Below are 24,607 nucleotides of genomic sequence, written 5' to 3' on the forward strand. Positions count from 1 at the left end.
CAAAGGCTAAACTTTTTCGTTATGACACGGAACACAGTCGAGGAAGACGGCGCGCAGCGCGCCGACGCGGAAGATCAACCCCCACAAGTGGTCTCGATCACCGACCCGCAGGCGATCCGCGCGCTGGCCCATGATGCTCGGCTGATCGTACTCGACGAGCTTTTCGCATCGCAAACCACGCGCACCGCAACGGAGCTGGCATCGATGTGCTCATTGACGCCCAGCGCCATGAGCTATCACTTGCGCGCACTGGAGAAATACGGGTACGTGGCGCGCGCGGCCAGCGAAGGCGACGCGCGAGAACGCCGGTGGCGCGCCGCGGGCGAAAGGTTGGAGCTAAACACCCAGATCGATTCGACGAACGCGAAAACAGCCTACCTCAACGTGCAGTTGAACGCGTTCCGCACAAGGCTGAATGCCGAAGTGGAGCGGCGCGAGGCGGAAGCCAAGTCGGGAATCGAGCCGGATGCCGACCGCCCACCCTTGCTGACCAGTGGTTTAGTGTTTCTTCCCGAAGCGAAGCAAAAGGAGTTTAATCGGCGATTATTGGACCTCGTTTACGAGTATGAGGCAATGGCCACGGCCGAAGAACGCAACATCGACTCGAAGCGTATGTTCTACTTAATCTCACTACTACCCGAGTACCAGCACCCGGGTGGAGGTGCGAGCTAGAGAAAAGTTGTGCAGTTCTTCGGTGTAAGATCATCGGGAATTGCGACTGATTCTGGTCGCAAGGAATGGTGCTGCGATTGCCGCCCGAGCGTTACCTCGCTGGGAAGCGTTCGGAACCGCGTTGTATAAAAGGAGAGCTGTGCCCGCAAAGGCCAAGGAAAAGACCGGCAAGAAACTCGTTATCGTGGAGTCTCCTGCCAAGGTAAAGTCAATCGCCAAATATCTGGGCGAGGGCTTCGACGTGGACGCCTCGGTGGGCCACATCCGCGATCTTCCCCAGCCCTCCGAGCTTCCCACCGAGCTCAAGAAAACTTCCGTGGGCAAATTTGCGGTCGACATCGATAACGACTTCGAACCCTATTACATGGTGTACCCGGATAAGAAGAAGCGCGTTTCGGAGCTGAAGGCCAAGCTCAAAGATGCCGACGAACTCTACCTCGCAACAGATGCGGACCGCGAAGGCGAAGCCATCGCGTGGCACCTGCTCCAGGTGCTTAAGCCCAAGGTCCCGGTACGCCGTCTTGCCTTCACCGAAATCACCAAGGAAGGTATCGAGCGCGCCCTGGGCTCGATGCGTGAGCTGGATACCGATCTGGTCGATGCGCAGGAAACCCGCCGCGTCCTGGATCGCCTCTACGGTTACGAGATCTCTCCGGTTCTGTGGCGCAAGATTGCCCGCGGGCTCTCCGCCGGCCGTGTCCAGTCGGTCGCCACCCGGCTGGTGGTTGAGCGCGAACGTGAGCGCATGGCTTTCGTCTCCGCCGGGTACTGGGATGTCAAGGGAAGCTTCGCCACCACCGTTGGGGAAACCTTCGCCGCCAAGCTCTCCTCGGTGGACGGCAAGCGCGTCGCCTCGGGCCGCGACTACGATGACCGCGGCCAGCTGAAGACCACCCGCAACCCGGTCGCGGAGCTGAACCAGGAAGCCGCCGAATCATTGGTCAGCAATTTGGCCAACAGCGACTTTGCCGTCACCTCCGTGGAGGACAAGCCCTACACCCGACGTCCGGCAGCTCCCTTCACCACTTCGACCTTGCAGCAGGAAGCCAGCCGCAAGCTACGCTGGAGCTCGAAGCTGACCATGCAGATCGCGCAGCGTCTGTACGAAAACGGTTACATCACCTACATGCGTACCGACTCGGTATTCCTGTCGAATGAGGCCGTCCGCGCCGCCCGCACCCAAGCCACCGAACTTTATGGCTCGGATTCGATTCCCAAGAGCCCCCGCGTGTACAAGGGCAAGTCCGACTCCGCTCAAGAAGCCCACGAAGCAGTTCGTCCGGCCGGTGACATGTTCCGCCGCCCAAAGGACGTCCGCTCCCAGCTCTCCAAGGATGAATTCACCCTGTACGAGCTGATCTGGAAGCGCACCGTCGCCTCGCAGATGGCAGATGCCAAGGGATTCACCGCCACCATCAAGCTCGCGGGCACCGCTAGCGATCAGCGCGTTGCCGAATTCTCTGCCTCCGGTACCGTCATCACCTTCCGCGGTTTCCTCTCGGCCTACGAAGAAGGCAAGGACTCCGAGAGCGACGCGGCAGATAAGCCGGAGAACGCCGAGGCACGCCTGCCTCAGCTCGCCGTGGGACAGGGGCTGACCGGGGATGAGCTGACCGCTCTGGGCCACGAAACCACCCCGCCGGCGCGCTATACCGAAGCGTCCATCGTCGCCGAGCTGGAAAAGCGCGAGATTGGCCGTCCCTCGACCTACGCGCCGACCATCTCCACCATCATGGATCGCGGCTACGTGACCAAGCGCGGCGGCGCCCTGGTGCCAAGCTGGATCGCGTTCTCGGTAATCCGCCTGCTCGAAGAGCACTTCGCCAAGTATGTGGACTACGACTTCACCGCACGCTTGGAAGACGACCTGGACGAAATCGCGCAGGGCAACCGTGCGCGCTCCGACTGGTTGAACATGTTCTACTTCGGCGGCAAGGGCGAAACCAGCCCGGAGGGCCTGAAGCACGTGGTGGACAACCTCGGCGACATTGACGCTCGGGCGATCAACTCCATCAAGATCACCGATGACATCACCTTGCGCGTGGGCAAGTTCGGCCCATACCTGGAACGCGCCATCACGGAAGGCGCCGAAGAAGGCACCGACCCGCAGCGCGCGAATGTGCCCGAGGAACTGGCTCCGGACGAGCTGACCGCGGCGAAGGCCGAGGAACTGTTCGCCACCGCCCAGGTCTCCGAACGCGAGCTGGGCATCGAAGAGGCTACCGGCCGCAAGATCGTGGCCAAGGACGGCCGTTACGGCGCCTACGTCACCGAGATCATCCCGGAGCTCACGGAAGAGGAAATCGCCGCGCAGCCGGTGGAATACTACAAGAACGGCAAGCCAAAGCCGCCGAAGAAGCCGGTCAAGGTCAAGCCACGCACCGCGTCGCTGTTCAAGACCATGACCGTGGAAACCGTCACCCTGGATGAGGCTCTGCAGCTGATGAGCCTGCCCCGGGTGCTCGGTGCCGACGCCGAGGGCGAAGAGATCACCGTGCAGAACGGCCGCTTCGGTCCGTATCTGAAGAAGGGCAGCGATTCGCGTTCCATCGACAGCGAAGAGCAGATCTTCACCATCACCCTCGACGAGGCGCTGGCGATCTACGCACAGCCCAAGCAGCGTGGCCGCCGCGCCGCGGTGCCGCCGCTGGCCGAGTTCGGGGTGGACCCGACGAGCGAGAAGAACATCGTGGTCAAGGATGGTCGCTTCGGCCCATACATTACCGACGGCGTCACCAACATCACCGTGCCGCGCACAACCTCCTTGGAGGAGCTGACGCGTGAGCAAGCCATTGAGCTGCTGGCGGATAAGCGCGCCCGTGGCCCGGTGAAGCGCACGGCAGCGAAAAAGGCTCCCGCGAAGAAGCCCGCAGCCAAGAAGGCCCCGGCCAAGAAGGCGACCACGGCGAAGAAAACCACCGCCAAGAAGAGCGAGAAGTAGACTTCGTCTCTGAGTTGAGGAGCGCACCATGAGACTTGGCGTTTTGGATATTGGTTCGAATACCGTCCACCTATTATTGGTGGACGCCTACCCAGGCGCCCGACCGGTCTCTTATGCCTCGCATAAACGACCGTTGTCGCTGGTGCGCTACCTCAACGAGTATGGCGCCATCACCGAAGAGGGGCAGCAAGAACTCATCGCCTTCATCAAGGAGGCAGCCGAGTTCGCCAAAAGCCATCGGGTCGAAGACTTCATGGGATTTTGCACCTCTGCCATTCGGGAATCCTCCAATGGCGTAGCGGTGCTCGAACGGGTGAGCCGGGAAACCGGTGTGAGCCTGATGGAGCTTTCCGGCGAAGAAGAAGCCGGAATGACCTTCTACTCGGTGCGCCGCTGGTTCGGCTGGTCGTCCGAATCGATCCTCAACCTGGATATGGGCGGTGGTTCGCTCGAACTTGCGGTGGGCACCGACGAATTCCCCCAGGTCGCCTTCTCCGTGCCGCTGGGCGCCGGCAGGCTGACCCGCGAATGGCTGCCCAACGATTTGCCTTCGATCAAGGAAGTCCGGGAGCTGCGCAACTACGTGCGTGATGTGCTCACCGACCCGACCACCGAGCTGCGCCAATACGGCAAGCCCACGCTGGCCACGGCCACCTCGAAAACCTTCCGGTCGCTGTCGCGGATCACCGGATCCGCCCCCAGCGGGGAGGGGCCATACGTCAAACGCGTGCTGCACCGCGACTCGCTGAAACTCTGGACCAACCGGCTGACCGCGATGAGCTGGGACGAACGCGCCGAACTGCCGGGCGTTTCGGAAATCCGCGCCCCGCAGCTGCTCGCCGGTGCGATCGTTGCTCATGAGGCGATGAGCGCATTAAAACTCAAAAGTGTCCGCATCTGCCCTTGGGCGTTACGCGAAGGTCTCATGCTGCGACGTTTTGATCACGTGATGTTTGACTCTTCGACACCGCTCAGTAGTAGCGTGGGGGTAGGAGAGGTTGCCTTGGGCTCGTTGAAGACCTTAAGTCTTGGCGAACCTACGGCCTAGCGCTTCACTGGAAAAGGCGCCGCTATGCAGCGGCGCGACGAGGAGGGGTCGGATATGGAAGACCAGCAGCGTGTACCTCGGGTACCGGTGACACTATCCAGTGCCTCGGTCTATCCGCTGACCGTACATGACGCCTTCGCGATAGCCAAGGACGTGGGCTACGACGGGCTTGAGGTGTTGGTGACCGGCAACCAGGCCAGTCAGTCAGCCACCGCGCTGATGGCCCTGATGGACAAATACCAATTGCCTATTATGGCGATACACGCGCCAACCCTGCTGCTTACCCAGCAGGTCTGGGGTTCGGCGTGGGCAAAAATCGAGCGATCGGTGATCCTGGCGAAAGCGGTAGGAGCCAGCGTGGTTGTTGCGCACCCGCCGTTTCGTTGGCAGGGGAACTATGCCGAAGGATTCGTCGAGGGCGTACGCCGGCTGACCGACTCCACTGGCATGAAAATCGCGGTTGAAAACATGTACCCGTGGCGCAGCCGCGGACGTGAGTCCTCCAAGATGTATCTGCCGCATTGGAACCCGGTCCCCGAGGACTATCGCCATGTCACTTGGGACTTTTCCCATGCGGCCATTGCAACGATGAACTCTCGCCAAGCGTTTGAGGACCTGGGGGACAGGTTGACCCACGTCCACCTGTGTGATGGGTTGGATAACGGCAAGGATGAGCATTTGGTGCCCGGATTGGGTACGCAGCCTGTCGTTGAATCGCTGAATTTCTTGCGCGATTCCCAGTGGGATGGCGTGGTCGCGGTGGAAGTATCGACGCGCAAGGCCAAGCAGGCGGGGCAAAAAGAAGAATGGCTGGGCCAGACGCTCGAATTTGCACGCCAGCATCTGTCAATTAATCAAGACTCTGAACGGGTGACAAAATAACTGTATGAGCGAAGCTACGAATAATCTCCGACTCGCATTTTTGGGCACGGGCTCAATGAACGGCGCGATCCTGCGCGGTATCTTGGGTGCCGGACATGACCCGAAGAAAATTACCGCAACCCTGCGCAGCGACAACCGTGCCGCGCAATTGCGCGAACTGGGCATCAACGTGCTGATCGGCGACGAAGATCCCGAAGCGAATACGAAGGCCGCCGCCGAAGCGGACATCGTTTTCCTCGGGGTGAAGCCGGTAGGGATTACCGCGCTCTGCGCCGAGATTTCCGAAGCCTTGCCTGCGCAGACCGTGGTGGTCTCGGTGGCCGCGGCGATTACCCTTGCCACCATGCAGGGGCAGTTGCGCGATGGACAGCCGGTGATCCGTTCCATGCCGAACACGCCGCTGATGGTTGGTTCCGGAGTCGTCGGCTTGAGCGCCGGCCAGGCAGTGAGCGAGACGCAAATCAACCTGGTCGCCGAGCTCTTTGCCGGTTCCGGGGAGGTCCACGTGATCGACGAGTCGCAGCAAAATGCGCTCGGGGCGATCTCGGGCTCCGGCCCGGCCTATGGCTTCTACCTGGCCGAAGCGATGACCAACGCCGGGATCGCCATGGGGCTCGACGAGAAGCTCGCCATGGATCTGGCGCGTGCCACCGTGGCCGGGGCAGGCAAGATGCTCGCTGACCCGCAGGCCAACCCGGCAGATATGCGCCGTGCGGTCACGAGCCCCAAGGGCACCACCGAGCAAGCGATTCTGACCTTCGATGCGCAGGGGATTCCAGCGATTATCGAAGCCGGGGCAAAGGCCGCCGCCGCGCGTGCCGCGCAGCTCAGCGCAGAACTCGGCTAGTCCAGCGATTTAACGTTCTATGGCGCCGGCACCCCGAACTGGGGTACCGGCGCCATAGCCGTAGCTACGCCCGTTTAGGGGCGGGCGGCGAAGCGTTCGAGCAGGTCCACATGCCCGGAGACGATCAATATGTCACGCCTCGTGACCATCGTGTCCGGCACCGCGTAGGTGAAGTCCTCGCCCGGGGTTTTCACCCCGACGATGGTGATCCCGTATTTGGAGCGCACCTTCGATTCGGCCAGCGTGAAGCCCTGGGTTTCCTTTGGCGGGTACATCTTCACAATCGCGAAGCCATCATCGAACTCGATGAAGTCCAGCATGCGTCCACCGACCAGGTGGGCCGCGCGAACCCCGGCATCGGCCTCCGGATAAATCACATGGTTCGCGCCGATGCGGGTGAGGATCTTGCCGTGGGACGGCGTAATCGCCTTCACCCAGAGGTGCTCGATCCCCAGATCCACCAGATTCACGGTGATCAGCACGGAGGACTCGATCGAGGTGCCCACTCCGACCACCGCGGAGCTGAACTCCTGAGCGCCCAGCTGGCGCAGCGCATCGATATTGGTGGCGTCGGCCGCCACCACGTGGGTCAGCGTGCTGGCCCATTGCTGGACCAATTCCGGGCTGCGCTCGATGGCGAGCACCTCGCGGCCCTGCTTGACCAGGGTTTCGGCCACCGAGGCGCCGAAGCGTCCCAGCCCGATGACGAGCACCGGGGCGTTGTGCTCCATACTTTTCTCAGCCAATGATCGGCCTTTCTTCGGGGAGGCTATACAGCGTATCGCGATGCCGCATGGTCAAGGCGCTTGCCAAGGTGATGCTTCCGATACGTCCGGCGAACATGAGGGCGCTCAGTACGTATTTGCCTGCGGGAGGCATCTCTGCGGAGACTCCCATGCTCAGTCCTACGGTACCGAATGCGGAGATCGATTCGAACAACGCGCGGGAGAAGCCGACCTCCTGGTCGATGGCCAGCAGCAAGCCGGTGGACACCATCACCAGGGTGGCGCCGAGGGCGACCACCGACACCGCCACGCGCATGGTGCCTTCCGGGATGCGCCGGCCGAAAGCCTTCGCATCGCGCTCGCCGCGCACCTCGGCCATGATCGCCAGGAACATCACGGCGATCGTGGTCACCTTGATGCCGCCGGCCGTGGAGGCCGAACCGCCGCCGGCGAACATCAGCGCATCGGTGATGAGCACCGAGACCTGGCTCATGTCGTTTTGGTCCACGAGGTTGAATCCGCCAGAACGGGTCATCACCGAGGCGAACAGGCCGTGGACGAGCTTGTCGCCGGAATCCATGGTCCCAATGGTGCGCGGATTGTTCCATTCGACCACGAGCCACAGCAGGGCGCCGGCGACCAGCAGGATCAGGGTCACCATCAGGGTGAGCTTGGTGTGCAGATTCCATTTCTTCGCATTGAACCGGTGGACGAGCAGCACCATGATCACGGGGAAGCCCAGGGAACCCAGGAACACCCCGAACATCAGCGGGCCGAGGATCCACAAGTCCGTTCCGTAGGGCACCAGCCCGTCGGAGTGCGGGGTGAAGCCGGCGTTGTTGAAGGAGGAGACCGCGTAGAACACCCCGTGCCAGATGGCCGAAGGCAGGTTTTCGCCGAGCACCGCGAAGCGCGGGACCAGCAGCAGCGCAATCAACGCCTGCAGGCTGACCGCCGTCAGGATCACGATGCGCAGCAGCGAGCCGACCTCGCCCAGGGCGGAAGCCCCGGTGGTGTTCATGGAATTCTGCGCCATCAGCTTGCCGCGCACGCCGAGCTTGCGCGAGACCGCCAGGGAGAGGATCGAGGCCAGGGTCAGGATTCCCAGCCCGCCCATGAAGGCGCCGATGATCATGATCAGCTGCCCGGCGAAGGACCAGTGGACCGCGGTGGAGACCGTGGTCAGGCCGGTGACGCAGACCGCCGAGACGGCGGTGAACAGCGCGTCGTGCAATGCGGTCGCTTCCCCGGAAGCCGAGGAGAACGGTGCCGCCAGCAGGGAAGTGAATATCGCGATGGCCACGAGGAAGGCGCCTAGGGCCAAGCGTGCGGGGGAGCGGACGGTGAAGTCAGCGATCCGCACGCGCAACTCCAGCCACCGCTTGCGCCGCTTTTCGCGTAATTCAGCTACCCGCGCCTTGTCGCGCGGTTCGCTCTGGGTGCTCATCGCCTAAATTCGCCATTTCGTTGGGACGGAGGGTTCTCCTTGTAATTTACGCGTTCGCAACCGAATGCGCTCGTCTTGGGCCCGCGAAACACGTGCAAATTGTCCCGGACGGCCATAAATGGGTTACAAGGATCACAATCGGGTAGCCTACAAGGGTGTTAGAACCTCGACATGCGCCGCAACCCACCTTGGTGCTCTGGGATGAACAGTATTTGAAGTACAAGTTCAGCGACTACCATCCAATGCACCCCGCCAGGCTTGAACTGACCCATCGGCTCAGCGAGCAGCTTGAAGTTTATGATGCTCCGACGGTGAGCATCTCGGCCCCCGAGGTCGCCGGCGACGCAGTGCTGCGAACCGTTCATGACCAGGAGTATCTGGATCAGGTGAAGCAGGTCAGCGCCGACCCCACGCAGATTGCGGTCGACTTTGGTTTGGGAACCGAAGATGACCCGGTCTTTGCCGGGATGTATGAGGCGGCCGCGCGGATCGTGGGCGGTTCGGTGATCGCCGCGGAGGCGATCATGGATGAATCAACCGTGCGCGCGGTGAACTTCGCCGGCGGAATGCATCATGCCAAGCGCAACAAGGCCAGCGGATTCTGCATCTTCAACGATGCCGCCGCAGCCATTCACCGCATGCTGGAGCGCGGCGCGAAACGTGTTTGCTATATCGATGTCGACGCCCACCATGGAGACGGCACCGAAGCGATCTTCTGGGACGATGACCGGGTCTTGACGATTTCCATCCATGAGTCGGGGCTTTCGCTCTTTCCCGGCACGGGGTTCGCCAACGAGACCGGAGGCCCGCAGGCCGAGGGCAGCGCGGTGAATATCGCATTGCCCGCGATGACCGGGGATGCCGCGTGGATGCGCGCCTTCCACGCGGTGGTTCCGCAGCTGGTGCGCGCCTTCAATCCGGAGGTCATCGTGTCCCAGCACGGCTGCGACGCCCATCGCGATGACGACATGACCAATCTGAAGCTATCGGTGGATGCCCAGCGCCAGGTGGCTCTGGACATCTCCCAGCTGGCTGACGAAGTATGCCAGGGCCGCTGGCTGGCTACCGGAGGCGGCGGCTACAACGTCACCGGCGTAGTGCCGCGCACCTGGACCCACCTGACGGCCATCGCCGCCGGCAAGCCCATTGCGTTGCGCACCTATGTTCCGGAGGGCTTCCGGCGCCATGTGCTGGAAACCTACGGCCGAGCGGTGCCGTACCTGATGGGGGACGACGCCCAATTGTGGTGGCGGAACTGGGAGGTCGGCTATGACCCGGCCGATCCGGTGGACCGTACGATCATCGCCACGCGTAAGGAAGTTTTCCCGCTCTATGGACTGGACCCGTGGTTTGACTAAGGCGTTCGCTTTCCTGTGATCAATCTCGACCCTCAACAGGGGCAAAAAATTCGTTCCTGTAAGGCCATATGCCGATAGGGTAATGTCTGTGGCTATTGACGAAGTATTTTCTGCATTGGCAGAACCAACCCGACGCAAGATCATCGAGGCGCTAAAGATCGAGCCGATGGCGGTTGGTGCCTTGGTGGTTCAGCTGGAGATATCTCAACCGACCGTCTCCAAGCACCTGAAGGTTCTGCGTGAAGCTGACCTGGTCAGCATGACCGCCCAGGGCCAACGCCGCATCTACAGTGTGCAGTGCGAAGCGATCGACACCTTGGTGTCCTGGTGCGTCGAGTTTTTGCCGGCCGAGGAGTCGGCGGCGGAGCTGGTGCCGGTGGACCTGGACCTGATTCAAGATCCGCAGGACGCCAATGCACTTCCAGCCGCAGCTCATCAGCTCGGACGCAGTGTAGGGCGGGGGCTCGAACAAGTCACGGGGAGAGCGCAAGAAATATTGGAGCGCATCCCACGCTTCGGCCGTCGACGTTAACCATCTGACCTGAGTAAAAGCGGATTCGGGCATTGCGCTCGGTGATATTTACGTTACGCAGGCGAGCGCTGTATGTAACAAAGAATTTTCATTGAGAATGTCAGGCATGGCATTCTCTTGCGTGGGGCAGAGTTGCCGGGCCGGTGGGCTTTTGCGCGCCCCTGAGGCCTGCCCCAAGTGATGAGGAGAAAAACTTGGACAAGCAACTAGCGAGTATTCGCGACGAAGTCTTCCGCCGTAATCCCGGTGAGGCAGAATTCCACCAGGCCGTGACCGAAGTCTTCGAGAGCCTCGAAGCGGTGTCACAGAAGCACCCAGAGTATGCAGAGGCCGCTATTCTTCAGCGCCTGTGCGAGCCAGAACGCCAGATCATTTTCCGCGTGCCTTGGGTCGACGATCAGGGCCGTGTGCAGATCAACCGCGGTTTCCGTGTCGAGTTCAACTCCGCGCTGGGCCCATACAAGGGCGGACTGCGGTTCCATCCCTCGGTATATCTGGGCATCGTCAAGTTCCTTGGCTTCGAACAGATCTTCAAGAACTCCCTGACCGGTATGCCAATTGGTGGCGGCAAGGGCGGCTCGGACTTTGACCCGCGCGGGAAGACCGACGGCGAAGTGATGCGCTTCTGCCAGTCGTTTATGACCGAGCTCTACCGTCATATCGGCGAATACACCGACGTGCCAGCCGGTGACATTGGAGTCGGTGGCCGTGAGATCGGTTACCTCTTCGGCCAGTACAAGCGAATCACCAACCGCTACGAATCTGGCGTGCTCACCGGTAAGGGGCTGAGCTGGGGCGGCTCATTGGTACGCCCGGAAGCCACCGGCTACGGCGCGGTGATCTTCACCGAAGAGATGCTCAAAACCCGCGGGATGAGCTTCGACGGCCAGCGCGTGGTCGTTTCGGGGTCCGGGAATGTGGCACTGCACGCCATCGAGAAGGCTCAGGATCTGGGCGCGAAGGTAATTACCGCCTCGGATTCCAGCGGATTCATCGTCGACGAAAATGGCATCGACCTTGAACTGCTGCGCCAGATCAAGGAGGTCGAGCGCGGACGCATCAGCGAATACGCCGAGCGTCGCGGAAGCAAGAAAGTATCCTACGTGGCCGACGGAAACGTCTGGGACGTGCAGGGCGCGGTAGCCCTGCCGTGTGCCACGCAGAATGAACTTGGAGCAGCCTCGGCGAAGAAGATGGTTGCCGCGGGAACTATCGCCGTGGCCGAAGGCGCGAATATGCCAACCACCGCCGAGGCGACCTCGGTATTCCAGGATGCCGGCATCCTCTTTGGCCCGGGCAAGGCCGCAAACGCCGGTGGCGTGGCCACTTCTGCGCTGGAAATGCAGCAGAATGCCAGCCGTGACTCGTGGACCTTCGAGCACACCGAGCTTCGTCTGACCGAGATCATGGTCGGCATTCACGAGCGTTGCGCCACCACCGCCGACGAATACGGGGTGCCAGGCAACTACGTCGCCGGCGCCAATATCGCCGGCTTCGTCAAGGTAGCCGACGCAATGCTGGCTCAGGGCCTGATCTAGTCCCTCGACTCGCAAGCGACCTGTTGGCCGCTGTCCCGACGCCATGCTTGGCATCGGGACAGCGGCCAACAGCCTTTAAAAGCTCCTATTTGAGATCTAAATGTGGTTCAGGTGTGTTCCGTGATGCAAAAGTTACGTAAGTGCGACTAGACTGGAATCGAGCGAACGTGAATATGATTGCCGATGTTGATCCCAAGTCGTATTTGTTCACGCGAGCAAAATAAACGACGAATCAGAGATCAGCGTCAGGAGAAATTCCCCTATGGCGGATAAACAGAATTTTGCAGGAGCCCGTTTCATGACGGTCGCTGAAGTGGCCGAGATGATGCGTGTTTCCAAAATGACGGTTTATCGCCTGATTCATGCAGGCGACTTGCCTGCTGTTCAATTCGGTCGCTCCTATCGCGTTCCGGAAAACGCAGTGGAAGCCTACCTGCAAGCTGCGGCGATTGATCCGCAGCGAGGAACAGGTTCCCTCGGTCGATAGCCGCGCGATGGTCAGAGCATGACCGAAAAGCGGGTAATCTATTAAGGAACGTTTAACGTCCGGTCAACCTTGTGGCTTATGCTTGTTCTTAGGCCTACATTTTGGTTGACATATTTATTTAGTTTGTGAGGAACCACTATGGGCTCTGTTATCAAGAAGCGCCGTAAGCGTATGTCGAAGAAGAAGCACCGTAAATTGCTTCGTAAAACTCGTCACCAGCGTCGTAATAAGAAGTAAATCTGCTTCAAGCAGCATTTGCCTCTTGGCAATTATCGCCACCGTATCAAGGCTTGACCTTGACGGTGGCGATTGCTTTTTCCCCAGCTATTTCCCGCGGCGGTTTGGCAGCGAACGCTTCGCGGCCCACACTGCGCCCAGCACGCCGGCCAGACGCAGGCTGATCCGTGCTGCACGCTGCCCGGTGCGGAAGTCGTAGACCTGCCATCCGCGACGCTTGGCGTAGGCCCTCAGCCGCGCGTCCGGGTTGATCGCAACCGGATGCCCCACCGCCTCAAGCAGCGGCACATCGTTGTAGGAATCCGAGTACGCCCAGGACTTGGAAAGCTTGATTCCACGTTCCCTAGCCAGCGTACGAACGGCCTGAGCTTTTTCGGCTGCATGCAAGATCGGGGTGGCCAGCGCGCCGGTGTATTTTCCATCCACGCTTTCAACCACGGTCCCTAAGGCGCCGGTGAGTTCCAAGCGTTCGGATATGACGTTCGCTACTTCCAGCGGGGTCGCGGTGACCAGCCAAACTTCTCGGCCCACCGCGCGATGCTGATGGGCGATGGAGACCGTGCCCTTCCACAGTTTGGGCTCGATGTACTCGTCATAGATTTCCTGGCCAATCTGCGCCATCTCGGCGACCGAAATGCCCTTGGCCATCAGCAGCGCACGGTCGCGAATCTGATGGATGTCGCCCAGATGCTCACCGCGGGCGGCAAAGCGCAGCTGCTTGAGGGCAAACCAAAGAATCTCGCGTAACTGGAAGAAGCGACGCTGATGCATCTTCCGGGCCAGCAAATATAGCGAGGCACCACGGACCATGGTGTTGTCTACGTCGAAGAAGGCGGCAACGACGTCGCGTGGCGCAGACGTGTTCTGGCTGGTGAGGTGCTCTGAAGACTGCATTTGATCCAGTTTATTTCATTGCCGACTTAGACGCTGGTTGCGGCTCGTGAGATTATGGACAGGTGAGTAAAATGCATGAGATCCAGTTGCTGGTGCGCCAAGGATGCCATTTGTGCGTGGCCGCCAGGGCGACAGTCAAAGACGTCACCGAACGGATGAACATGGAGTTCTCCGAAATAGACATCGACGAGCACCCCGAACTGCTGGCCCGCCACCACGAAGAGGTACCAGTGCTTCTCGTTGATGGTCAGGTTCGGGACTTCTGGACCATCGATGCCAAGCGGCTCGAACGCCTGTTGGGCAGCTAATGGCATGAGAGGCCCCTTGATGCGTTTACCGGACCGCTCGAAGAACAGCGCAGCGGCGCATGGCTGAACTTGAACCGCGGGTTCTGCCCGAAGCGACGCTGACCCGCCTGACCCAGTATTTGCGTGCGCTCAATGCGTTCGAAGCCCAGGGCGTGGAACGCACCAGCTCGGGTGTGCTGGCCAAGGAAGCCGGAGTGAACCCGGCGATCCTGCGCAAAGATCTTTCCTTGCTCGGTTCCTATGGAACTCGTGGCGTCGGATATGTGGTGACAGAGCTGGCCGAACACATCAACCGGACCTTGGGCCTGAACCAGGATTGGCGTGTGGCCATCCTCGGTGCCGGTAACCTCGGACGTGCCTTGAGCGGCTACGCAGGTTTTGCCAGCCGAGGTTTCCAGGTACGCGCCATCCTCGATACGGCTGAATCCCTGGTCGGAAGCGAGGTCGGCGATTTTGTCGTGGAACCGGTCGATGAGCTCGGCGCGGTGATCCGGCGGGAACAGATCAACATCGCGGTGCTAGCGGTGCCCGGAGTCGCGGCCCAGGGGCTGATCGACGCGCTTGCGGAGCATGGGGTGAAGTCGGTGCTCAGCTTCGCGCCACAGCCGCTGCGCATTCCGGCAGGCATGATCGTGCGCCGCGTGGACCTGTCCACCGAGCTGCAGATCCTGGCCTACCACGCGGTACAACGCTAGGCGGCAACCGGGCAGTTAAAATCCAAAGGCGTAGGCCGTGGCTCAGCTGAGCCACGGCCTACGCCTTTTTCAGCGCTGGGTCCGAGGACCCGAACGGTTTAGCGGTAGCCAGCCCGGCGCGCCTGGCGGCGCTGCGCGATGTACTGCGAGGAAGCCGGCAACCAGGCGAAGACCACGCCGACGATGCCCGCAATGAATCCAAGGGCGTAGACCACATTGATCATCGTGGCATCAGCTGCATTGGCGTACATGCTGAACATCGGCAGGCTGATCAGCATGCCAACTACGGAGATGGCCGCCAAGATCGTGGCGATGATCCGCATCGCGCGGACCCCTCGACCGACGAAGAAGCCGACCAGGAAGTAGGCGATGAGCGTGATGAACATGCCCACCACGGTGAAGGTGGTCATTGTGGAAGTGATCTGCGCCAGGAAAGTGTCCGGGTTTTCTATCATGCGTTCGATCTCTGCATTCATCGCGGCGTCGTTGGAAGACTCCATCTGCATGCGCATCTGATCTTCGAACATGGTCCACTGCGAACGCACCATATTGCCGAAGAGGTTGGTGCTGTTGATCAGCCAGCTGGCTACGGCGCTGAGCACCCCGGCAAGCATGATGAAAATAAACGCCATCTGCAAGGTCTTGGGACGTTCGGCAGGCGGCTGAACCGGAGCGTAGCCACCTTGCTGCTGGAACTGCGGAAGCTGCTGCGCTGCCGGCTGACCATAGGGGGTCGGCTGCCCACCGTAGGGATTTTCGCCGTAGGGGTTCGGGTTCGAACTCCCGGACCCGGCTGACGGGTCATAGGGCTGGCCTGGCTGGTTCGGATCGTTGGTGCTCATGATCGTCCTTTGATTGCTGCTAAACGGTGAGTAACTCTAACTACTAGCCTAGTCCGTGGCGTTTGTGATGTGCCCCTCCGAAAGGATGGTTTTTTGATATGGGAATCCCATGCAGAGGCTGTGAATACTTGATCGTGGCCACAATTTTCATCTTTTAGGTTGATTGTTTGAGAGACTGTAACCATGCCAGTTTCAACCGTTCATTTGTTGCGCCATGGGGAAGTTTTCAACCCGAACCGCGTGTTGTATGGCCGGATCCCGGGCTATGGCCTTTCCGAGCTGGGTTTCCAGATGGCGGATCGAGCCGGAGAGTACTTCGCCAAGCGTCAGGCCGAAGGCGCCCGTGTGGTCCGCCTGGTCGCCTCCCCGCTGCTTCGTGCGCAGCAGACCGCGCAACCTGCGGCCCAGGCTCTGGGCCTGCCCATCATTACCGATGATCGGGTGATCGAAGCAGGCAACAGCTTTGAAGGCCTGGCCCAGATCAAAACCCACCTGAAGAATCCGCGGTACTGGCCGCTGCTGCGCAATCCGCTGAAACCCTCATGGGGCGAACCGTACGCCGCGCAGGTCGCTCGCATGCGACAGGCCATGGACGACCAGCGCCAGGCGGCGGTGGCCGAACACGGCGACGGCGCCGAGATCATTATCGTCAGCCACCAGCTGCCTATCTGGGTGACCCGGCGCGCCGGTGAAGGCAAGCCGCTCTGGCATGACCCACGCCAGCGCGAATGCACGCTGAGCTCAATAACGAGTTTTGAGTTTGACGGAGACGAACTTCGCTCCGTGAATTACACCGAACCGAGCCCAGACCTGCTGGCGGGCGCGGCGAACATCCCTGGAGCCTAAGCCAAATGAATGAATCCTCGCAGAATCCTCGCTTCCTGAATCGTCGCACCATGCTGCGCTCGATGCTGGTTGCCGCGGCGGCTGTGCCGCTGGCCGCATGCTCGGTCACCGAGGATCCGCTAGCCAAGCAGGCGCGCTCCGGAGATAACAAAAACTACATCGCCGGCGACGGCGCGGTGCAGGAATATCTGCCCGCGAAGCGCAGCGAGCCAATCGAACTGACCTCCGAGACCTATCAGGGCACGCCCATCGATCTGGCGGCCCTGCGCGGTAAGCCGGTGGTGCTGAACTTCTGGTACGCCGCGTGCGCACCGTGCCGAATCGAGGCACCGCACCTGAAAGAACTCTCCGAGGACTTTGGCGAGGACGTTCCATTCATCGGAGTCAACGTCCGCGATGAGGCCGAAGCCTCGCTGGCCTTCGAGCGCAGCTTCGAAATCCCTTATGAATCCGTGCAAGACACCGATGGCCAGATCCAATTGGCGATGACCAAATACGTACCACTGCAGGCGGTTCCCTCCACGCTGGTTCTGGACCGCGAGGGACGGGTTCGCGCCCGCGTCATAGGTGCTATCGAAAAGGGGACGTTGAAGTCCCTGATCGACACCGCGCTCACCGAAGAGTTGTGAGCCTCCCGTTGATCTCTTCGAATCCCTTCGCCGACATTGCGCTCGACGGGTCGCTGCTGCTGGCCGCCCCGGTGGCCATGCTTGCGGGACTGGTTTCCTTCCTCTCACCGTGCGTTCTGCCCTTGGTCCCGGGATATCTCGGTTATGTCACCGGGCTGACCGGCGCCGATCTGCGCGAGCACCGCCGCGGTCGGGTCCTGCTGGGCGTGCTGCTGTTTGTCCTCGGATTCTCGGTAGTCTTTATCGCGGCCGGCGTGCTGTTCAGCCAGGCCACCGCGTGGCTGAAGTTCAACGGCGCCTGGGTAACCCAGGCCTTGGGCCTGGTCGTGGTGCTTATGGGCATCGTCTTCATGGGCGGAATTTCCTGGATGCAACGGGACCGAAAAATTCATCGGAAACCACCGGCAGGGCTCTGGGGAGCGCCGGTGCTGGGGCTGACCTTCGGTTTGGGCTGGGCCCCGTGCATCGGGCCTACGCTCAGCGCGGTGCTGATCATGTCCACTGGCACCGATGCGAACGTTGCCCGCGGAACGCTGTTGACGGTGTTCTATTGCCTTGGATTGGGTTTTCCGTTCATCCTGATCGCCCTCGGATTGCAGCGCGGCATGCAGGCGCTGGCATTCTTCCGCAAGCATCAGCTGCTGATTATGCGTCTGGGTGGGGGAATGCTGATCCTGCTCGGACTGGTCATGATCTCCGGGCTCTGGGGAACCTGGGTCGCTGAATTACAAAACTGGTTTGCCAATGAAGTGAGGTTGCCGATCTAATGGCGAAAAATAAACGAACCGGCAAAGACCGAGGCGACGCACCTGCCCTGGGTTTCCTTGGTTCGCTGCGGTGGATCTGGACGCAACTGACCTCGATGCCAACCGCCCTGTTCTTGCTGCTGCTGCTCGCGGTCGCTGCGGTTCCGGGATCGATCTTCCCGCAGCGGTCGATGAACCCCGAGACGGTCAATGAGTATCTCGAGCAGAACCCGGCAACCGGCCCCTGGCTTGACCGGTTCCAGCTCTTCGATGTGTATTCCTCCGCATGGTTCTCCGCGATTTATATTCTGCTCTTCGTTTCGCTGGTGGGTTGCATCATTCCCCGGGTGAAGAAGCACGCGCAGGCACTGCGCACCCCGCCGCCACGCACTCCCGCCCGACTCGATCGGTTGCCGCAGTACACCTCACTTTCGCTGGTTGAAGATGAAGCGGATACTCCTAGCGATGATGAAGTCATCGATGATGCCTACAAGGTGCTGCGCAAGCGCGGTTACCGTGTTGAGCGTCGCTCCGATGCAACCGGTCGTTCGGTAGCGGCCGAACGCGGCTACACCCGGGAAATCGGCAATCTGACCTTCCACATCTCGCTGATCGGTGTGCTCGTTTCGGTGGCCATCGGCGGAGCCTTCGGCTACGCCGGGCAGCGCGTCATCGTGGAGGGGGAGACCTTCGTGAACTCGCTGGTTTCCTATGATTCCTTCACCCCGGGCACCAGCTTCAACCCGGAGAATCTCACCGCCTATTCGGTGAAGCTGGACAAATTCGACATCGTCTTCGACCGCGAATCGAAGACGCACTTCGGCCAGCCCCTGGATTTCACCGCGCATGTGGAGACCCGGCGTTCTGCCGATGCCGAACCGGTGAAAGAAGAGCTGAAGGTCAACCACCCGCTGCGCATCAACGGCGCCGACGTGTACTTGGTCGGCAACGGCTACGCGCCGGTGGTGACGGTCCGTGACGGCAACGGGGATGTGTCCTTCTCCGGCCCGGTGGTTTCGGTGCCGCAGGACTCGGTGTACACCTCCCTGATGGTCATCAAGGCACCGGACGCGAAACCAGAACAGCTGGGTTTCCAGGGCTTCTTGCTGCCCACCGCCTTGGTCGATGAAACCGGCTTTGGCATCTCCGGGGATCCCAACGCGATCAACCCGCAGCTTCACCTGAACTCCTTCGCCGGAAACCTGGGCCTCGACGACGGCGTGCCGCAGAACGTGTATGTGCTGGACACCGAGAACCTCACCGAGGTGAATTCACGCAATCTCGACTCCGGCGGCATAGTGCTCGAAGCCGGGCAGACCTATGACCTGCCCGATGGCAAGGGGAGCATCGCCTTCGACGACCTGAAGCGCTTCATCGCCGTGGATGTGAATTACGATCCGAGCAAAACGCCGATCCTCATCTTCGCCTTCTTGTCCCTCGCGGGGCTGGCGGTCTCGCTCTTCACTCCGCGCCGACGCGTCTGGGTGAAGCTGAAGAACGAGGACGGGCAGCGCAGCATTGAATACGCGCTGCTGGCCCGCGGCGAGGATCCGCGCCTTGAACGTGAATCCGCAGAGTTGCACAATATCTTTGACAGCAAGTGGCCAGTGGCCAGCCAGAAGCAGGACCAAGGAGAAGTAAATGCCTAACGGCTCAAACCTCGCGCCAATCAACGAAACGCTGGGCAACTACAGCCAGCTGTTCATGTTGCTTTCGGCATTCGTCTACATGGTTGCCTTCATTTTCTTCGCGCTGGACCTGGCCAAGAGCAATAAGAGCATCAGCGAAATTGATGCGGCCGCATTAAAACGCGACTCCGAGATGCTCGTTGGTGCCGGAACGACCGCGGTGGCGCAGCCGAAACGCCCGAAGCGCGGTGCGCAGCCGGCGCGCGCCGACAACGTTGGCGAAGACATCGTCAACGACAAGATGAACTACACCGAGCACTCCTCGACGCGCAATATCGCACGCATCGCGGTGGTGCTGACCTGGCTTGGCGTGGCGATGCATGGCTTCGCGGTCGTCGCCCGCGGCGTCGCGGCGCACCGCGTGCCGTGGGGCAACATGTATGAGTTCTTGTCCACCGGCGCGCTGGTGGTCACCGTGGTGTACCTGGTGGTTTTGTTCTTCAAGGACCTGCGGTTCATGGGCAGCTTCATCATCGGCCTGGTGACCCTGATGCTGTGCGGCGCGACCCTGGGCTTCCCCACTCCGTTGGGCCACCTGGTACCCGCCTTGCAGAGCCCGTGGATTGTCATCCATGTGTCCATCGCGGTATTCGCCGCGGCGCTGTTCTCCATCAGCTTCGCCATGAACGTGCTGCAGCTGATCCAGCACTCGCGGATGAGCAAGCTGGCCGCCGGCCAGCCGGACAAGCTGCCATTCATGCGCTTGGTTCCCGGAGCGGGCGCGCTGGAGAACTTCGCCTACCGGATCAATACCATTTCGTTTGTCATGTGGACCTTCACCGTGATGGCCGGCGCGATCTGGGCCGAAGCGGCCTGGGGACGCTACTGGGGCTGGGATCCGAAGGAAGTCTGGTCCTTCGTGATCTGGGTGGTCTACGCCGGCTACCTTCACGCACGAGCTACCGGTGGCTGGACCGGGCCCCGTTCGGCGTGGCTGTCGATCATCGGTTACGGCTGCGTGATCTTCAACTTCACCATCGTGAATATGTTCTTCGACGGCCTGCACTCCTACGCCGGAGTCTAGCCCACACCCGGGACCCCGGTCGCCGGGGCAGCCCCGAGGGACGGACCACCCAAAGGTCCAGCCCTCGGGGCTTTTCCATGCCCGGGAAGCTCCTTGTCGTGATCAACCGATCCGGAAGTTGAAGTCCACCGCGGCTAAGCCGCCGCTCAACAGCCGCCAGCGGCAGCTTAGCGGCCTTCCGGGCTTGGAATCAGCACGGGCTAGCACCGCATCGATAACGTTGCGTAGAAAGAACTGCAGGGCCCGGCATAAGCCGGGCCCTGCAGTTCGCTTTGCTGAAAATTAGCTGTCTTTGGACGGAGTATCTGAATCGTCCGAAGAATTACCCTTATTAGGTTTCTTCTTCGCTTCGCGCTCTTTTCGTTTGAGTTCTTCCTCACGTGCTTTGAGCTCGGTTTCGCGCTGCTGCTGGCGCCGCCAGATTTCCAGCTGGCGGAGGAAATCCTCGTCGTCGTCGGGAGCATTCTGCGTGTCCGGGAACTTGCTTGCCCCCGCAGTTGGACGACCTAAAACAAACCACAATCCCGGCCCGAGCAGGGGCAGGAGAATGATGATGACTAGCCATGCCGTTTTGGGCAGGGAGCGCACCCGATGTCGCTCGGTGCGGGCACACTCGATCAATGTGTAGATCATGAGCGCCACCGAAATGAGTGCGGCAAAAATAATGATGCGGACCATGCCTCTAGTCTAATGACTTTCTGGCTCACAGGTTCATCGGTAGACTTTAACGTATGCAGTTTGTGAAATATTCGGTGCTTCGGTTGGGTCTGTTCTGCGTTGTCTTCTTGGCAATGTGGAAGCTAATGGCCTGGCCGATCTTCACCTCGGGCCTGATTGCCCTGATAGTCGCCTTTGCCGTGTCTTATTTGTTCTTCAACAAACTACGTTTGGCAGCAAACGAGGACGCGCGCAACGCCTTTGCCAAAACCAGCGCATCGAAGACCGAATCCCAGCTGGCCGAAGAAGCCATCGAGGATTCCTTCGACGAATCGCAGCGACCGGAAAACAAATAAGCGAAGCCTTCCAAAGTTGTTCACTTTGGAAGGCTTCTGTCTTAGAGCCAGGTGTGCAGCATGATGGCCAAGCTGAAGAGCGCGGCGTAGACCACGTTGACCAGGCCCGTCTGCTTGAGCACCAGCACCAGCTTAGGCAGCGATTCTTCGCGCAGCATCAGCCAGCTTGGAGCGGCGGCCGGGATGAAGCTGAGCAGGATGAGCCACATCCAACCGTTTGACCCCGTGAGCAACAGCGGCAGGACAATGGCGGCGCTCAACATCAGCACGTAGCTCAGCCGGGCCGACTGTTCGCCCAATCGCACCGCCAAGGTAATTTTTCCAACTTCGCGGTCCGTGGGAATATCGCGGACGTTATTTGCCATCAGCAGCGCACAGCCGATCAGGCCGGTACCGATCGCACCGAGCAGGGAAGCCAGCGTCAGCTGACCGATCTGCGTGTACGTGGTGCCCAGCGTGGCCACCAGGCCGAAGAAAATGAAGACGTAGAGATCTCCCCAACCACGGTATCCGTAAGGGTTCTTACCGCCGGTGTAACCCCAGGCGGCAAAGATCGCGGCGACGCCCACCAAGAGCAGCGGCCATGAAGCGGAAAGAATAACGAGCAGCAATCCGAGAATCGCCGCCAACCCGAAACATCCGAAAGCGGCGTTTCTCACGTGCTTCGGCTTCGCGAGTTTGGCGCCGGTCAGCCGCAGCGGGCCGACCCGTTCGTCGTCGGTTCCGCGGATTCCGTCGGAGTAGTCATTTGAGTAATTCACGCCGACCTGGAGCAGGAGCCCCACGAGCAGGGCAAGCACAAAGCGGAACCACAAAAATTGGCCGGTTTCGCCCACTGCGGCCGCGGTGCCGATGACTACCGGGGCGATGACGATGGGCAGGGTGCGCAGGCGTGCGCCGGCGACCCACTGGGAAAGCGTTGCCACTTCTCGTTCCTTTCGGCGAGACCAAAAACTCGGACCCCTTAGTTTCCCGCGAAACTTCGGGCAAGGCGAATCGGATCAGCCGCCGGCGCGCAACTCGTCGAGGATCCGGCGCCGATCAAACTTCCCGTTGGGCAGCATTGGAAGCCCGGAAGGGTAGTGGCGGACCCGTTTGGGAACGGCCGCGGATCCAATGGTTTGCCGCACGGCTTCAAAAGCATCCTGCGTATTTGTCGGACCTGAATAGGCTAAACCTACGCTTTGGCCCCATTGCGCGTCGGGGACCGGCAGCACCAGGCACTGCTGGAAGAACTCTTCGAGCAGCCCTTCGATTTTCCCGGCCGACAGTTTGACGCCACCGGTATTAATCACATCGTCCATACGCCCGGCGATGCTCAGCCGGTTGCCGTCGACGCTGCCCAGATCATCGGTGAGGTACCAGCGCGCGCCTTCGTGGATGACGAAGTGTTCGGCGGTGGCCTCGGGATTATTCGCGTAGCCGTCGGCGAGCATCGGGCCGGAGACCAGGATGCGTCCCTGGCGTTCGGCAAGTTTCACTCCCGGCAAGGCGGTTCCGTTGTAGACCAGACCGCCCGAAGTTTCCGCCGCGCCATAGGTTTGGAAGATCTTCAGGCCCAGATGCCGCGAGCTTTGCAGCAGGTCCTTGCTGGCCCGTGCGCCGCCGAGCAAGATGGCGTCGAAACGCTTCAGCACCGCAATGGTCCGTGGCTCCGGATTGTCCAGCAGGCGTGCCAACTGGGTGGGGACCAGGGAAGTCAGGCGGTGGGCATCGACCATTTCCTCGGCCGCGTCGGTGAACTTCTGCGCAGAGAAGCTGCCCTGAAGATCCATGCTCACCGGATTGGTCCCGGCAAAAAGCGAACGGGTCAGCACGCTGAGTCCCGCGACATAGTGCACCGGCAGGGCCAGCAGCCATTGTCCCTCGAAGCCGAGGTACTCGGCCGTGGCCTGGGCGCTGGCTGCCATCGCCGAGACGCTGAGCACCGTGCGCTTGGCCCTCCCGGTGGACCCGGAAGTGCGCACCACCACCATGGTCTGCGCAAACCCGGGAAGCTCCTCCGGGCGCAGATAAGCGACCTGCAGACCGCCGGGCGCCGAGGGGTCCGCAAGGACTTCCAGGGCCGGTCCGGAATCGTTGGCGTTGGCGGCCAACGCCTGCATGAGACTGTGGTGGGGTGCCTGCATACTCAGCTAATCCTCCGTGGCTTAGAAGTAGTACGGGTGGTTGGACCAGTCAGGGTCGCGTTTGCCGAGGAAGGCATCACGGCCTTCTACGGCTTCATCGGTCATATAGGCCATCCGGGTAGCTTCCCCGGCGAAGACCTGCTGGCCGGCCAGGCCATCATCTGCCAGGTTGAACGCAAACTTCAGCATGCGAATGGCCTGGGGGGACTGCTTGGCAATGTCTGCCGCGTACTCCAACGCAACCTCTTCGAGGCGGGCGTGCTCGACCGACTCGTTGACCGCGCCCATGCGCACCATGTCATCGGCGGAGTACTCACGGGCCAGGAAGAAAATCTCCCGCGCGGTCTTCTGGCCGACCTGTCGGGCCAGCAATGCCGAACCGTAACCCGCGTCGAAGGAGCCCACGGTCGCATCAGTCTGCTTGAACTTGCCGTGTTCCTTCGAAGCGATGCTCAGGTCCGAGACCACATGCAGCGAGTGGCCGCCACCGGCAGCCCAGCCGTTGACCACGCAGAGCACAACCTTCGGCATGGTGCGCATCAGGCGCTGCACCTCGAGAATGTGCAGTCGCCCGGCGCGGGCCGGATCGATTGATTCGCCGGTCTCGCCCTCGGCGTAGCGGTAGCCGTCACGGCCACGGATACGCTGATCGCCACCGGAGCAGAAGGCATGCCCGCCGTCCTTGGGCGATGGACCGTTGCCGGTGAGCAAGACGGTGGCCACGTTGCTGGTCATGCGCGCATGATCCATCGCGCGATAAAGCTCGTCTACCGTATGGGGGCGGAATGCGTTGCGCACCTCGGGACGGTCAAAGGCAATGCGCACCGTCGGCAGGTCGCGGAGGATCTCGCCGCTTGCCGCACGCTCCACCTGGCGGTGGTAGGTGATGTCGGTGAAATCGAAACCTTCGACAACGCGCCAACGCACGGGGTCGAAAATGTCGGAGACCTTTTCTGGCTGGGCTGAATTATTCTGGCTACTCACCCTCTAAATGCTAGTCGAACGGCCGGAGATCTCGGTGTAGGTGCGCGCAAAGACCGGTCTCTAGCAGAACGTGTCACGGCGATGATTCGTGCTTT

At 61.0% G+C, this 24,607-nt stretch carries 25 protein-coding genes and 1 pseudogene; 18 read left to right on the forward strand and 8 right to left on the reverse strand.

What is annotated here, in order from left to right; all coding sequences use genetic code 11:
• The first annotated feature begins 21 nt into the window (after positions 1 to 21).
• The 5 genes from ACT3UA_RS10045 to proC all read left to right on the forward strand — a co-directional run bounded on the left by ACT3UA_RS10045 (position 22) and on the right by proC (position 6,390).
• A complete protein-coding gene (locus ACT3UA_RS10045; RefSeq protein WP_096283385.1) occupies positions 22 to 672 on the forward strand; it encodes an ArsR/SmtB family transcription factor in 651 nt (216 codons plus the stop codon).
• Between the two features lie 139 nt (positions 673 to 811).
• Positions 812 to 3,613: a type I DNA topoisomerase gene (gene topA / locus ACT3UA_RS10050; protein WP_444616297.1), complete on the forward strand. Its 2,802-nt coding sequence runs from the start codon at positions 812 to 814 to the stop codon at positions 3,611 to 3,613.
• A gap of 28 nt (positions 3,614 to 3,641) precedes the next feature.
• Positions 3,642 to 4,661 (forward strand): Ppx/GppA phosphatase family protein, encoded by a 1,020-nt coding sequence (locus ACT3UA_RS10055; RefSeq protein WP_096283389.1) that lies wholly within the window; start codon positions 3,642 to 3,644, stop codon positions 4,659 to 4,661.
• A 24-nt stretch (positions 4,662 to 4,685) separates the two neighbouring features.
• The gene (locus ACT3UA_RS10060; RefSeq protein ID WP_255248328.1) at positions 4,686 to 5,543 is read left to right on the forward strand and encodes a sugar phosphate isomerase/epimerase family protein; all 858 of its coding nucleotides are present in this window, start codon (positions 4,686 to 4,688) and stop codon (positions 5,541 to 5,543) included.
• 4 nt (positions 5,544 to 5,547) lie between these two features.
• A complete protein-coding gene (gene proC, locus ACT3UA_RS10065; protein WP_444616300.1) occupies positions 5,548 to 6,390 on the forward strand; it encodes a pyrroline-5-carboxylate reductase in 843 nt (280 codons plus the stop codon).
• Between the two features lie 74 nt (positions 6,391 to 6,464).
• Here proC and ACT3UA_RS10070 read toward each other — a convergent pair whose 3' ends face one another.
• Both ACT3UA_RS10070 and ACT3UA_RS10075 read right to left on the reverse strand, forming a co-directional pair.
• Positions 6,465 to 7,121 (reverse strand): potassium channel family protein, encoded by a 657-nt coding sequence (locus ACT3UA_RS10070; RefSeq protein ID WP_444616345.1) that lies wholly within the window; start codon positions 7,119 to 7,121, stop codon positions 6,465 to 6,467.
• Between the two features lie 7 nt (positions 7,122 to 7,128).
• A complete protein-coding gene (locus ACT3UA_RS10075) occupies positions 7,129 to 8,562 on the reverse strand; it encodes a TrkH family potassium uptake protein (protein WP_444616302.1) in 1,434 nt (477 codons plus the stop codon).
• Between the two features lie 242 nt (positions 8,563 to 8,804).
• On the opposite strand from ACT3UA_RS10075, the gene ACT3UA_RS10080 reads away from it, so the two are divergent.
• The 5 genes from ACT3UA_RS10080 to ACT3UA_RS10100 all read left to right on the forward strand — a co-directional run bounded on the left by ACT3UA_RS10080 (position 8,805) and on the right by ACT3UA_RS10100 (position 12,714).
• Entirely contained in the window at positions 8,805 to 9,920 is a 1,116-nt protein-coding gene (locus tag ACT3UA_RS10080) for an acetoin utilization protein AcuC (RefSeq protein ID WP_444616347.1), read from the forward strand.
• A gap of 82 nt (positions 9,921 to 10,002) precedes the next feature.
• Positions 10,003 to 10,452 (forward strand): ArsR/SmtB family transcription factor, encoded by a 450-nt coding sequence (locus ACT3UA_RS10085; protein WP_444616304.1) that lies wholly within the window; start codon positions 10,003 to 10,005, stop codon positions 10,450 to 10,452.
• Between the two features lie 194 nt (positions 10,453 to 10,646).
• Positions 10,647 to 11,990, forward strand: coding sequence for an NADP-specific glutamate dehydrogenase (gene gdhA, locus ACT3UA_RS10090; protein WP_096283398.1), 1,344 nt, complete (start codon positions 10,647 to 10,649; stop codon positions 11,988 to 11,990).
• Between the two features lie 262 nt (positions 11,991 to 12,252).
• Positions 12,253 to 12,477: a helix-turn-helix domain-containing protein gene (locus ACT3UA_RS10095; RefSeq protein WP_096257016.1), complete on the forward strand. Its 225-nt coding sequence runs from the start codon at positions 12,253 to 12,255 to the stop codon at positions 12,475 to 12,477.
• A gap of 138 nt (positions 12,478 to 12,615) precedes the next feature.
• Positions 12,616 to 12,714, forward strand: a complete 99-nt coding sequence (locus ACT3UA_RS10100) for a 30S ribosomal protein bS22 (protein WP_005504750.1) — start codon at positions 12,616 to 12,618, stop codon at positions 12,712 to 12,714.
• Positions 12,715 to 12,801: 87 nt separating this feature from the next.
• On the opposite strand, the gene ACT3UA_RS10105 is transcribed toward ACT3UA_RS10100, so the two are convergent.
• Positions 12,802 to 13,608 carry an HAD family hydrolase gene (locus ACT3UA_RS10105; protein WP_096283400.1) on the reverse strand — a complete coding sequence of 269 codons (807 nt, stop codon included), beginning with the start codon at positions 13,606 to 13,608 and terminating at the stop codon, positions 12,802 to 12,804.
• A gap of 71 nt (positions 13,609 to 13,679) precedes the next feature.
• Between ACT3UA_RS10105 and ACT3UA_RS10110 the strand changes: the two genes are divergently transcribed.
• Positions 13,680 to 13,916: a glutaredoxin family protein gene (locus ACT3UA_RS10110; RefSeq protein WP_444616349.1), complete on the forward strand. Its 237-nt coding sequence runs from the start codon at positions 13,680 to 13,682 to the stop codon at positions 13,914 to 13,916.
• A gap of 56 nt (positions 13,917 to 13,972) precedes the next feature.
• A pseudogene (locus tag ACT3UA_RS10115) lies at positions 13,973 to 14,611 on the forward strand (redox-sensing transcriptional repressor Rex); the annotation flags it as partial.
• Positions 14,612 to 14,709: 98 nt separating this feature from the next.
• Here ACT3UA_RS10115 and ACT3UA_RS10120 read toward each other — a convergent pair.
• Positions 14,710 to 15,453: a DUF4199 domain-containing protein gene (locus tag ACT3UA_RS10120; RefSeq protein ID WP_096283406.1), complete on the reverse strand. Its 744-nt coding sequence runs from the start codon at positions 15,451 to 15,453 to the stop codon at positions 14,710 to 14,712.
• Positions 15,454 to 15,636: 183 nt separating this feature from the next.
• Between ACT3UA_RS10120 and ACT3UA_RS10125 the strand changes: the two genes are divergently transcribed.
• Genes ACT3UA_RS10125 through ccsB form a run of 5 tightly spaced genes read left to right on the forward strand, consistent with a single transcriptional unit; the run spans position 15,637 to position 20,386 of the window.
• A complete protein-coding gene (locus ACT3UA_RS10125; protein ID WP_096283408.1) occupies positions 15,637 to 16,299 on the forward strand; it encodes a histidine phosphatase family protein in 663 nt (220 codons plus the stop codon).
• 5 nt (positions 16,300 to 16,304) lie between these two features.
• Positions 16,305 to 16,928, forward strand: a complete 624-nt coding sequence (locus tag ACT3UA_RS10130) for a TlpA family protein disulfide reductase (RefSeq protein WP_096283410.1) — start codon at positions 16,305 to 16,307, stop codon at positions 16,926 to 16,928.
• Positions 16,925 to 17,695: a cytochrome c biogenesis CcdA family protein gene (locus tag ACT3UA_RS10135; protein ID WP_255248329.1), complete on the forward strand. Its 771-nt coding sequence runs from the start codon at positions 16,925 to 16,927 to the stop codon at positions 17,693 to 17,695. Before ACT3UA_RS10130 ends, ACT3UA_RS10135 begins: the two co-directional genes overlap by 4 nt.
• On the forward strand, positions 17,695 to 19,323 hold the full coding sequence (resB, locus tag ACT3UA_RS10140) for a cytochrome c biogenesis protein ResB (protein ID WP_096283412.1): 1,629 nt from the start codon (positions 17,695 to 17,697) through the stop codon (positions 19,321 to 19,323). Before ACT3UA_RS10135 ends, resB begins: the two co-directional genes overlap by 1 nt.
• Entirely contained in the window at positions 19,316 to 20,386 is a 1,071-nt protein-coding gene (gene ccsB / locus ACT3UA_RS10145; RefSeq protein ID WP_096283414.1) for a c-type cytochrome biogenesis protein CcsB, read from the forward strand. Before resB ends, ccsB begins: the two co-directional genes overlap by 8 nt.
• 282 nt (positions 20,387 to 20,668) lie before the next feature.
• Here ccsB and ACT3UA_RS10150 read toward each other — a convergent pair whose 3' ends face one another.
• The gene (locus ACT3UA_RS10150) at positions 20,669 to 21,064 is read right to left on the reverse strand and encodes a PLDc N-terminal domain-containing protein (protein WP_096283416.1); all 396 of its coding nucleotides are present in this window, start codon (positions 21,062 to 21,064) and stop codon (positions 20,669 to 20,671) included.
• Between the two features lie 53 nt (positions 21,065 to 21,117).
• Here ACT3UA_RS10150 and ACT3UA_RS10155 point away from each other — a divergent pair, with 53 nt between their 5' ends.
• Positions 21,118 to 21,399 (forward strand): DUF4229 domain-containing protein, encoded by a 282-nt coding sequence (locus ACT3UA_RS10155; RefSeq protein ID WP_096283418.1) that lies wholly within the window; start codon positions 21,118 to 21,120, stop codon positions 21,397 to 21,399.
• A 41-nt stretch (positions 21,400 to 21,440) separates the two neighbouring features.
• On the opposite strand, the gene ACT3UA_RS10160 is transcribed toward ACT3UA_RS10155, so the two are convergent.
• From ACT3UA_RS10160 to ACT3UA_RS10170, 3 genes are all read right to left on the reverse strand, one after another.
• Positions 21,441 to 22,325 (reverse strand): 1,4-dihydroxy-2-naphthoate polyprenyltransferase, encoded by an 885-nt coding sequence (locus ACT3UA_RS10160; RefSeq protein WP_444616310.1) that lies wholly within the window; start codon positions 22,323 to 22,325, stop codon positions 21,441 to 21,443.
• 75 nt (positions 22,326 to 22,400) lie between these two features.
• Positions 22,401 to 23,528 (reverse strand): AMP-binding protein, encoded by a 1,128-nt coding sequence (locus ACT3UA_RS10165; protein WP_096283422.1) that lies wholly within the window; start codon positions 23,526 to 23,528, stop codon positions 22,401 to 22,403.
• A gap of 21 nt (positions 23,529 to 23,549) precedes the next feature.
• Positions 23,550 to 24,512, reverse strand: coding sequence for a 1,4-dihydroxy-2-naphthoyl-CoA synthase (locus tag ACT3UA_RS10170; RefSeq protein ID WP_096283424.1), 963 nt, complete (start codon positions 24,510 to 24,512; stop codon positions 23,550 to 23,552).
• Positions 24,513 to 24,607: the final 95 nt, after the last annotated feature.

It is taken from the genome of Glutamicibacter sp. 363 (assembly GCF_052379505.1).
GTDB lineage: Bacteria > Actinomycetota > Actinomycetes > Actinomycetales > Micrococcaceae > Glutamicibacter.

Bases quoted from the DNA above. Each gene is read 5' to 3' on its own strand.
- ACT3UA_RS10045 (WP_096283385.1), top strand. From the start codon at position 22: ATGACACGGAACACAGTCGAGGAAGACGGCGCGCAGCGCGCCGACGCG.
- ACT3UA_RS10055 (WP_096283389.1), top strand. From the start codon at position 3,642: ATGAGACTTGGCGTTTTGGATATTGGTTCGAATACCGTCCACCTATTA.
- ACT3UA_RS10060 (WP_255248328.1), top strand. From the start codon at position 4,686: ATGCAGCGGCGCGACGAGGAGGGGTCGGATATGGAAGACCAGCAGCGT.
- proC (WP_444616300.1), top strand. From the start codon at position 5,548: ATGAGCGAAGCTACGAATAATCTCCGACTCGCATTTTTGGGCACGGGC.
- ACT3UA_RS10070 (WP_444616345.1), bottom strand. From the start codon at position 7,121: ATGGAGCACAACGCCCCGGTGCTCGTCATCGGGCTGGGACGCTTCGGC.
- ACT3UA_RS10075 (WP_444616302.1), bottom strand. From the start codon at position 8,562: ATGAGCACCCAGAGCGAACCGCGCGACAAGGCGCGGGTAGCTGAATTA.
- ACT3UA_RS10080 (WP_444616347.1), top strand. From the start codon at position 8,805: ATGCACCCCGCCAGGCTTGAACTGACCCATCGGCTCAGCGAGCAGCTT.
- ACT3UA_RS10085 (WP_444616304.1), top strand. From the start codon at position 10,003: ATGTCTGTGGCTATTGACGAAGTATTTTCTGCATTGGCAGAACCAACC.
- ACT3UA_RS10095 (WP_096257016.1), top strand. From the start codon at position 12,253: ATGGCGGATAAACAGAATTTTGCAGGAGCCCGTTTCATGACGGTCGCT.
- ACT3UA_RS10100 (WP_005504750.1), top strand. From the start codon at position 12,616: ATGGGCTCTGTTATCAAGAAGCGCCGTAAGCGTATGTCGAAGAAGAAG.
- ACT3UA_RS10105 (WP_096283400.1), bottom strand. From the start codon at position 13,608: ATGCAGTCTTCAGAGCACCTCACCAGCCAGAACACGTCTGCGCCACGC.
- ACT3UA_RS10110 (WP_444616349.1), top strand. From the start codon at position 13,680: ATGCATGAGATCCAGTTGCTGGTGCGCCAAGGATGCCATTTGTGCGTG.
- ACT3UA_RS10120 (WP_096283406.1), bottom strand. From the start codon at position 15,453: ATGAGCACCAACGATCCGAACCAGCCAGGCCAGCCCTATGACCCGTCA.
- ACT3UA_RS10125 (WP_096283408.1), top strand. From the start codon at position 15,637: ATGCCAGTTTCAACCGTTCATTTGTTGCGCCATGGGGAAGTTTTCAAC.
- ACT3UA_RS10130 (WP_096283410.1), top strand. From the start codon at position 16,305: ATGAATGAATCCTCGCAGAATCCTCGCTTCCTGAATCGTCGCACCATG.
- resB (WP_096283412.1), top strand. From the start codon at position 17,695: ATGGCGAAAAATAAACGAACCGGCAAAGACCGAGGCGACGCACCTGCC.
- ccsB (WP_096283414.1), top strand. From the start codon at position 19,316: ATGCCTAACGGCTCAAACCTCGCGCCAATCAACGAAACGCTGGGCAAC.
- ACT3UA_RS10150 (WP_096283416.1), bottom strand. From the start codon at position 21,064: ATGGTCCGCATCATTATTTTTGCCGCACTCATTTCGGTGGCGCTCATG.
- ACT3UA_RS10155 (WP_096283418.1), top strand. From the start codon at position 21,118: ATGCAGTTTGTGAAATATTCGGTGCTTCGGTTGGGTCTGTTCTGCGTT.
- ACT3UA_RS10165 (WP_096283422.1), bottom strand. From the start codon at position 23,528: ATGCAGGCACCCCACCACAGTCTCATGCAGGCGTTGGCCGCCAACGCC.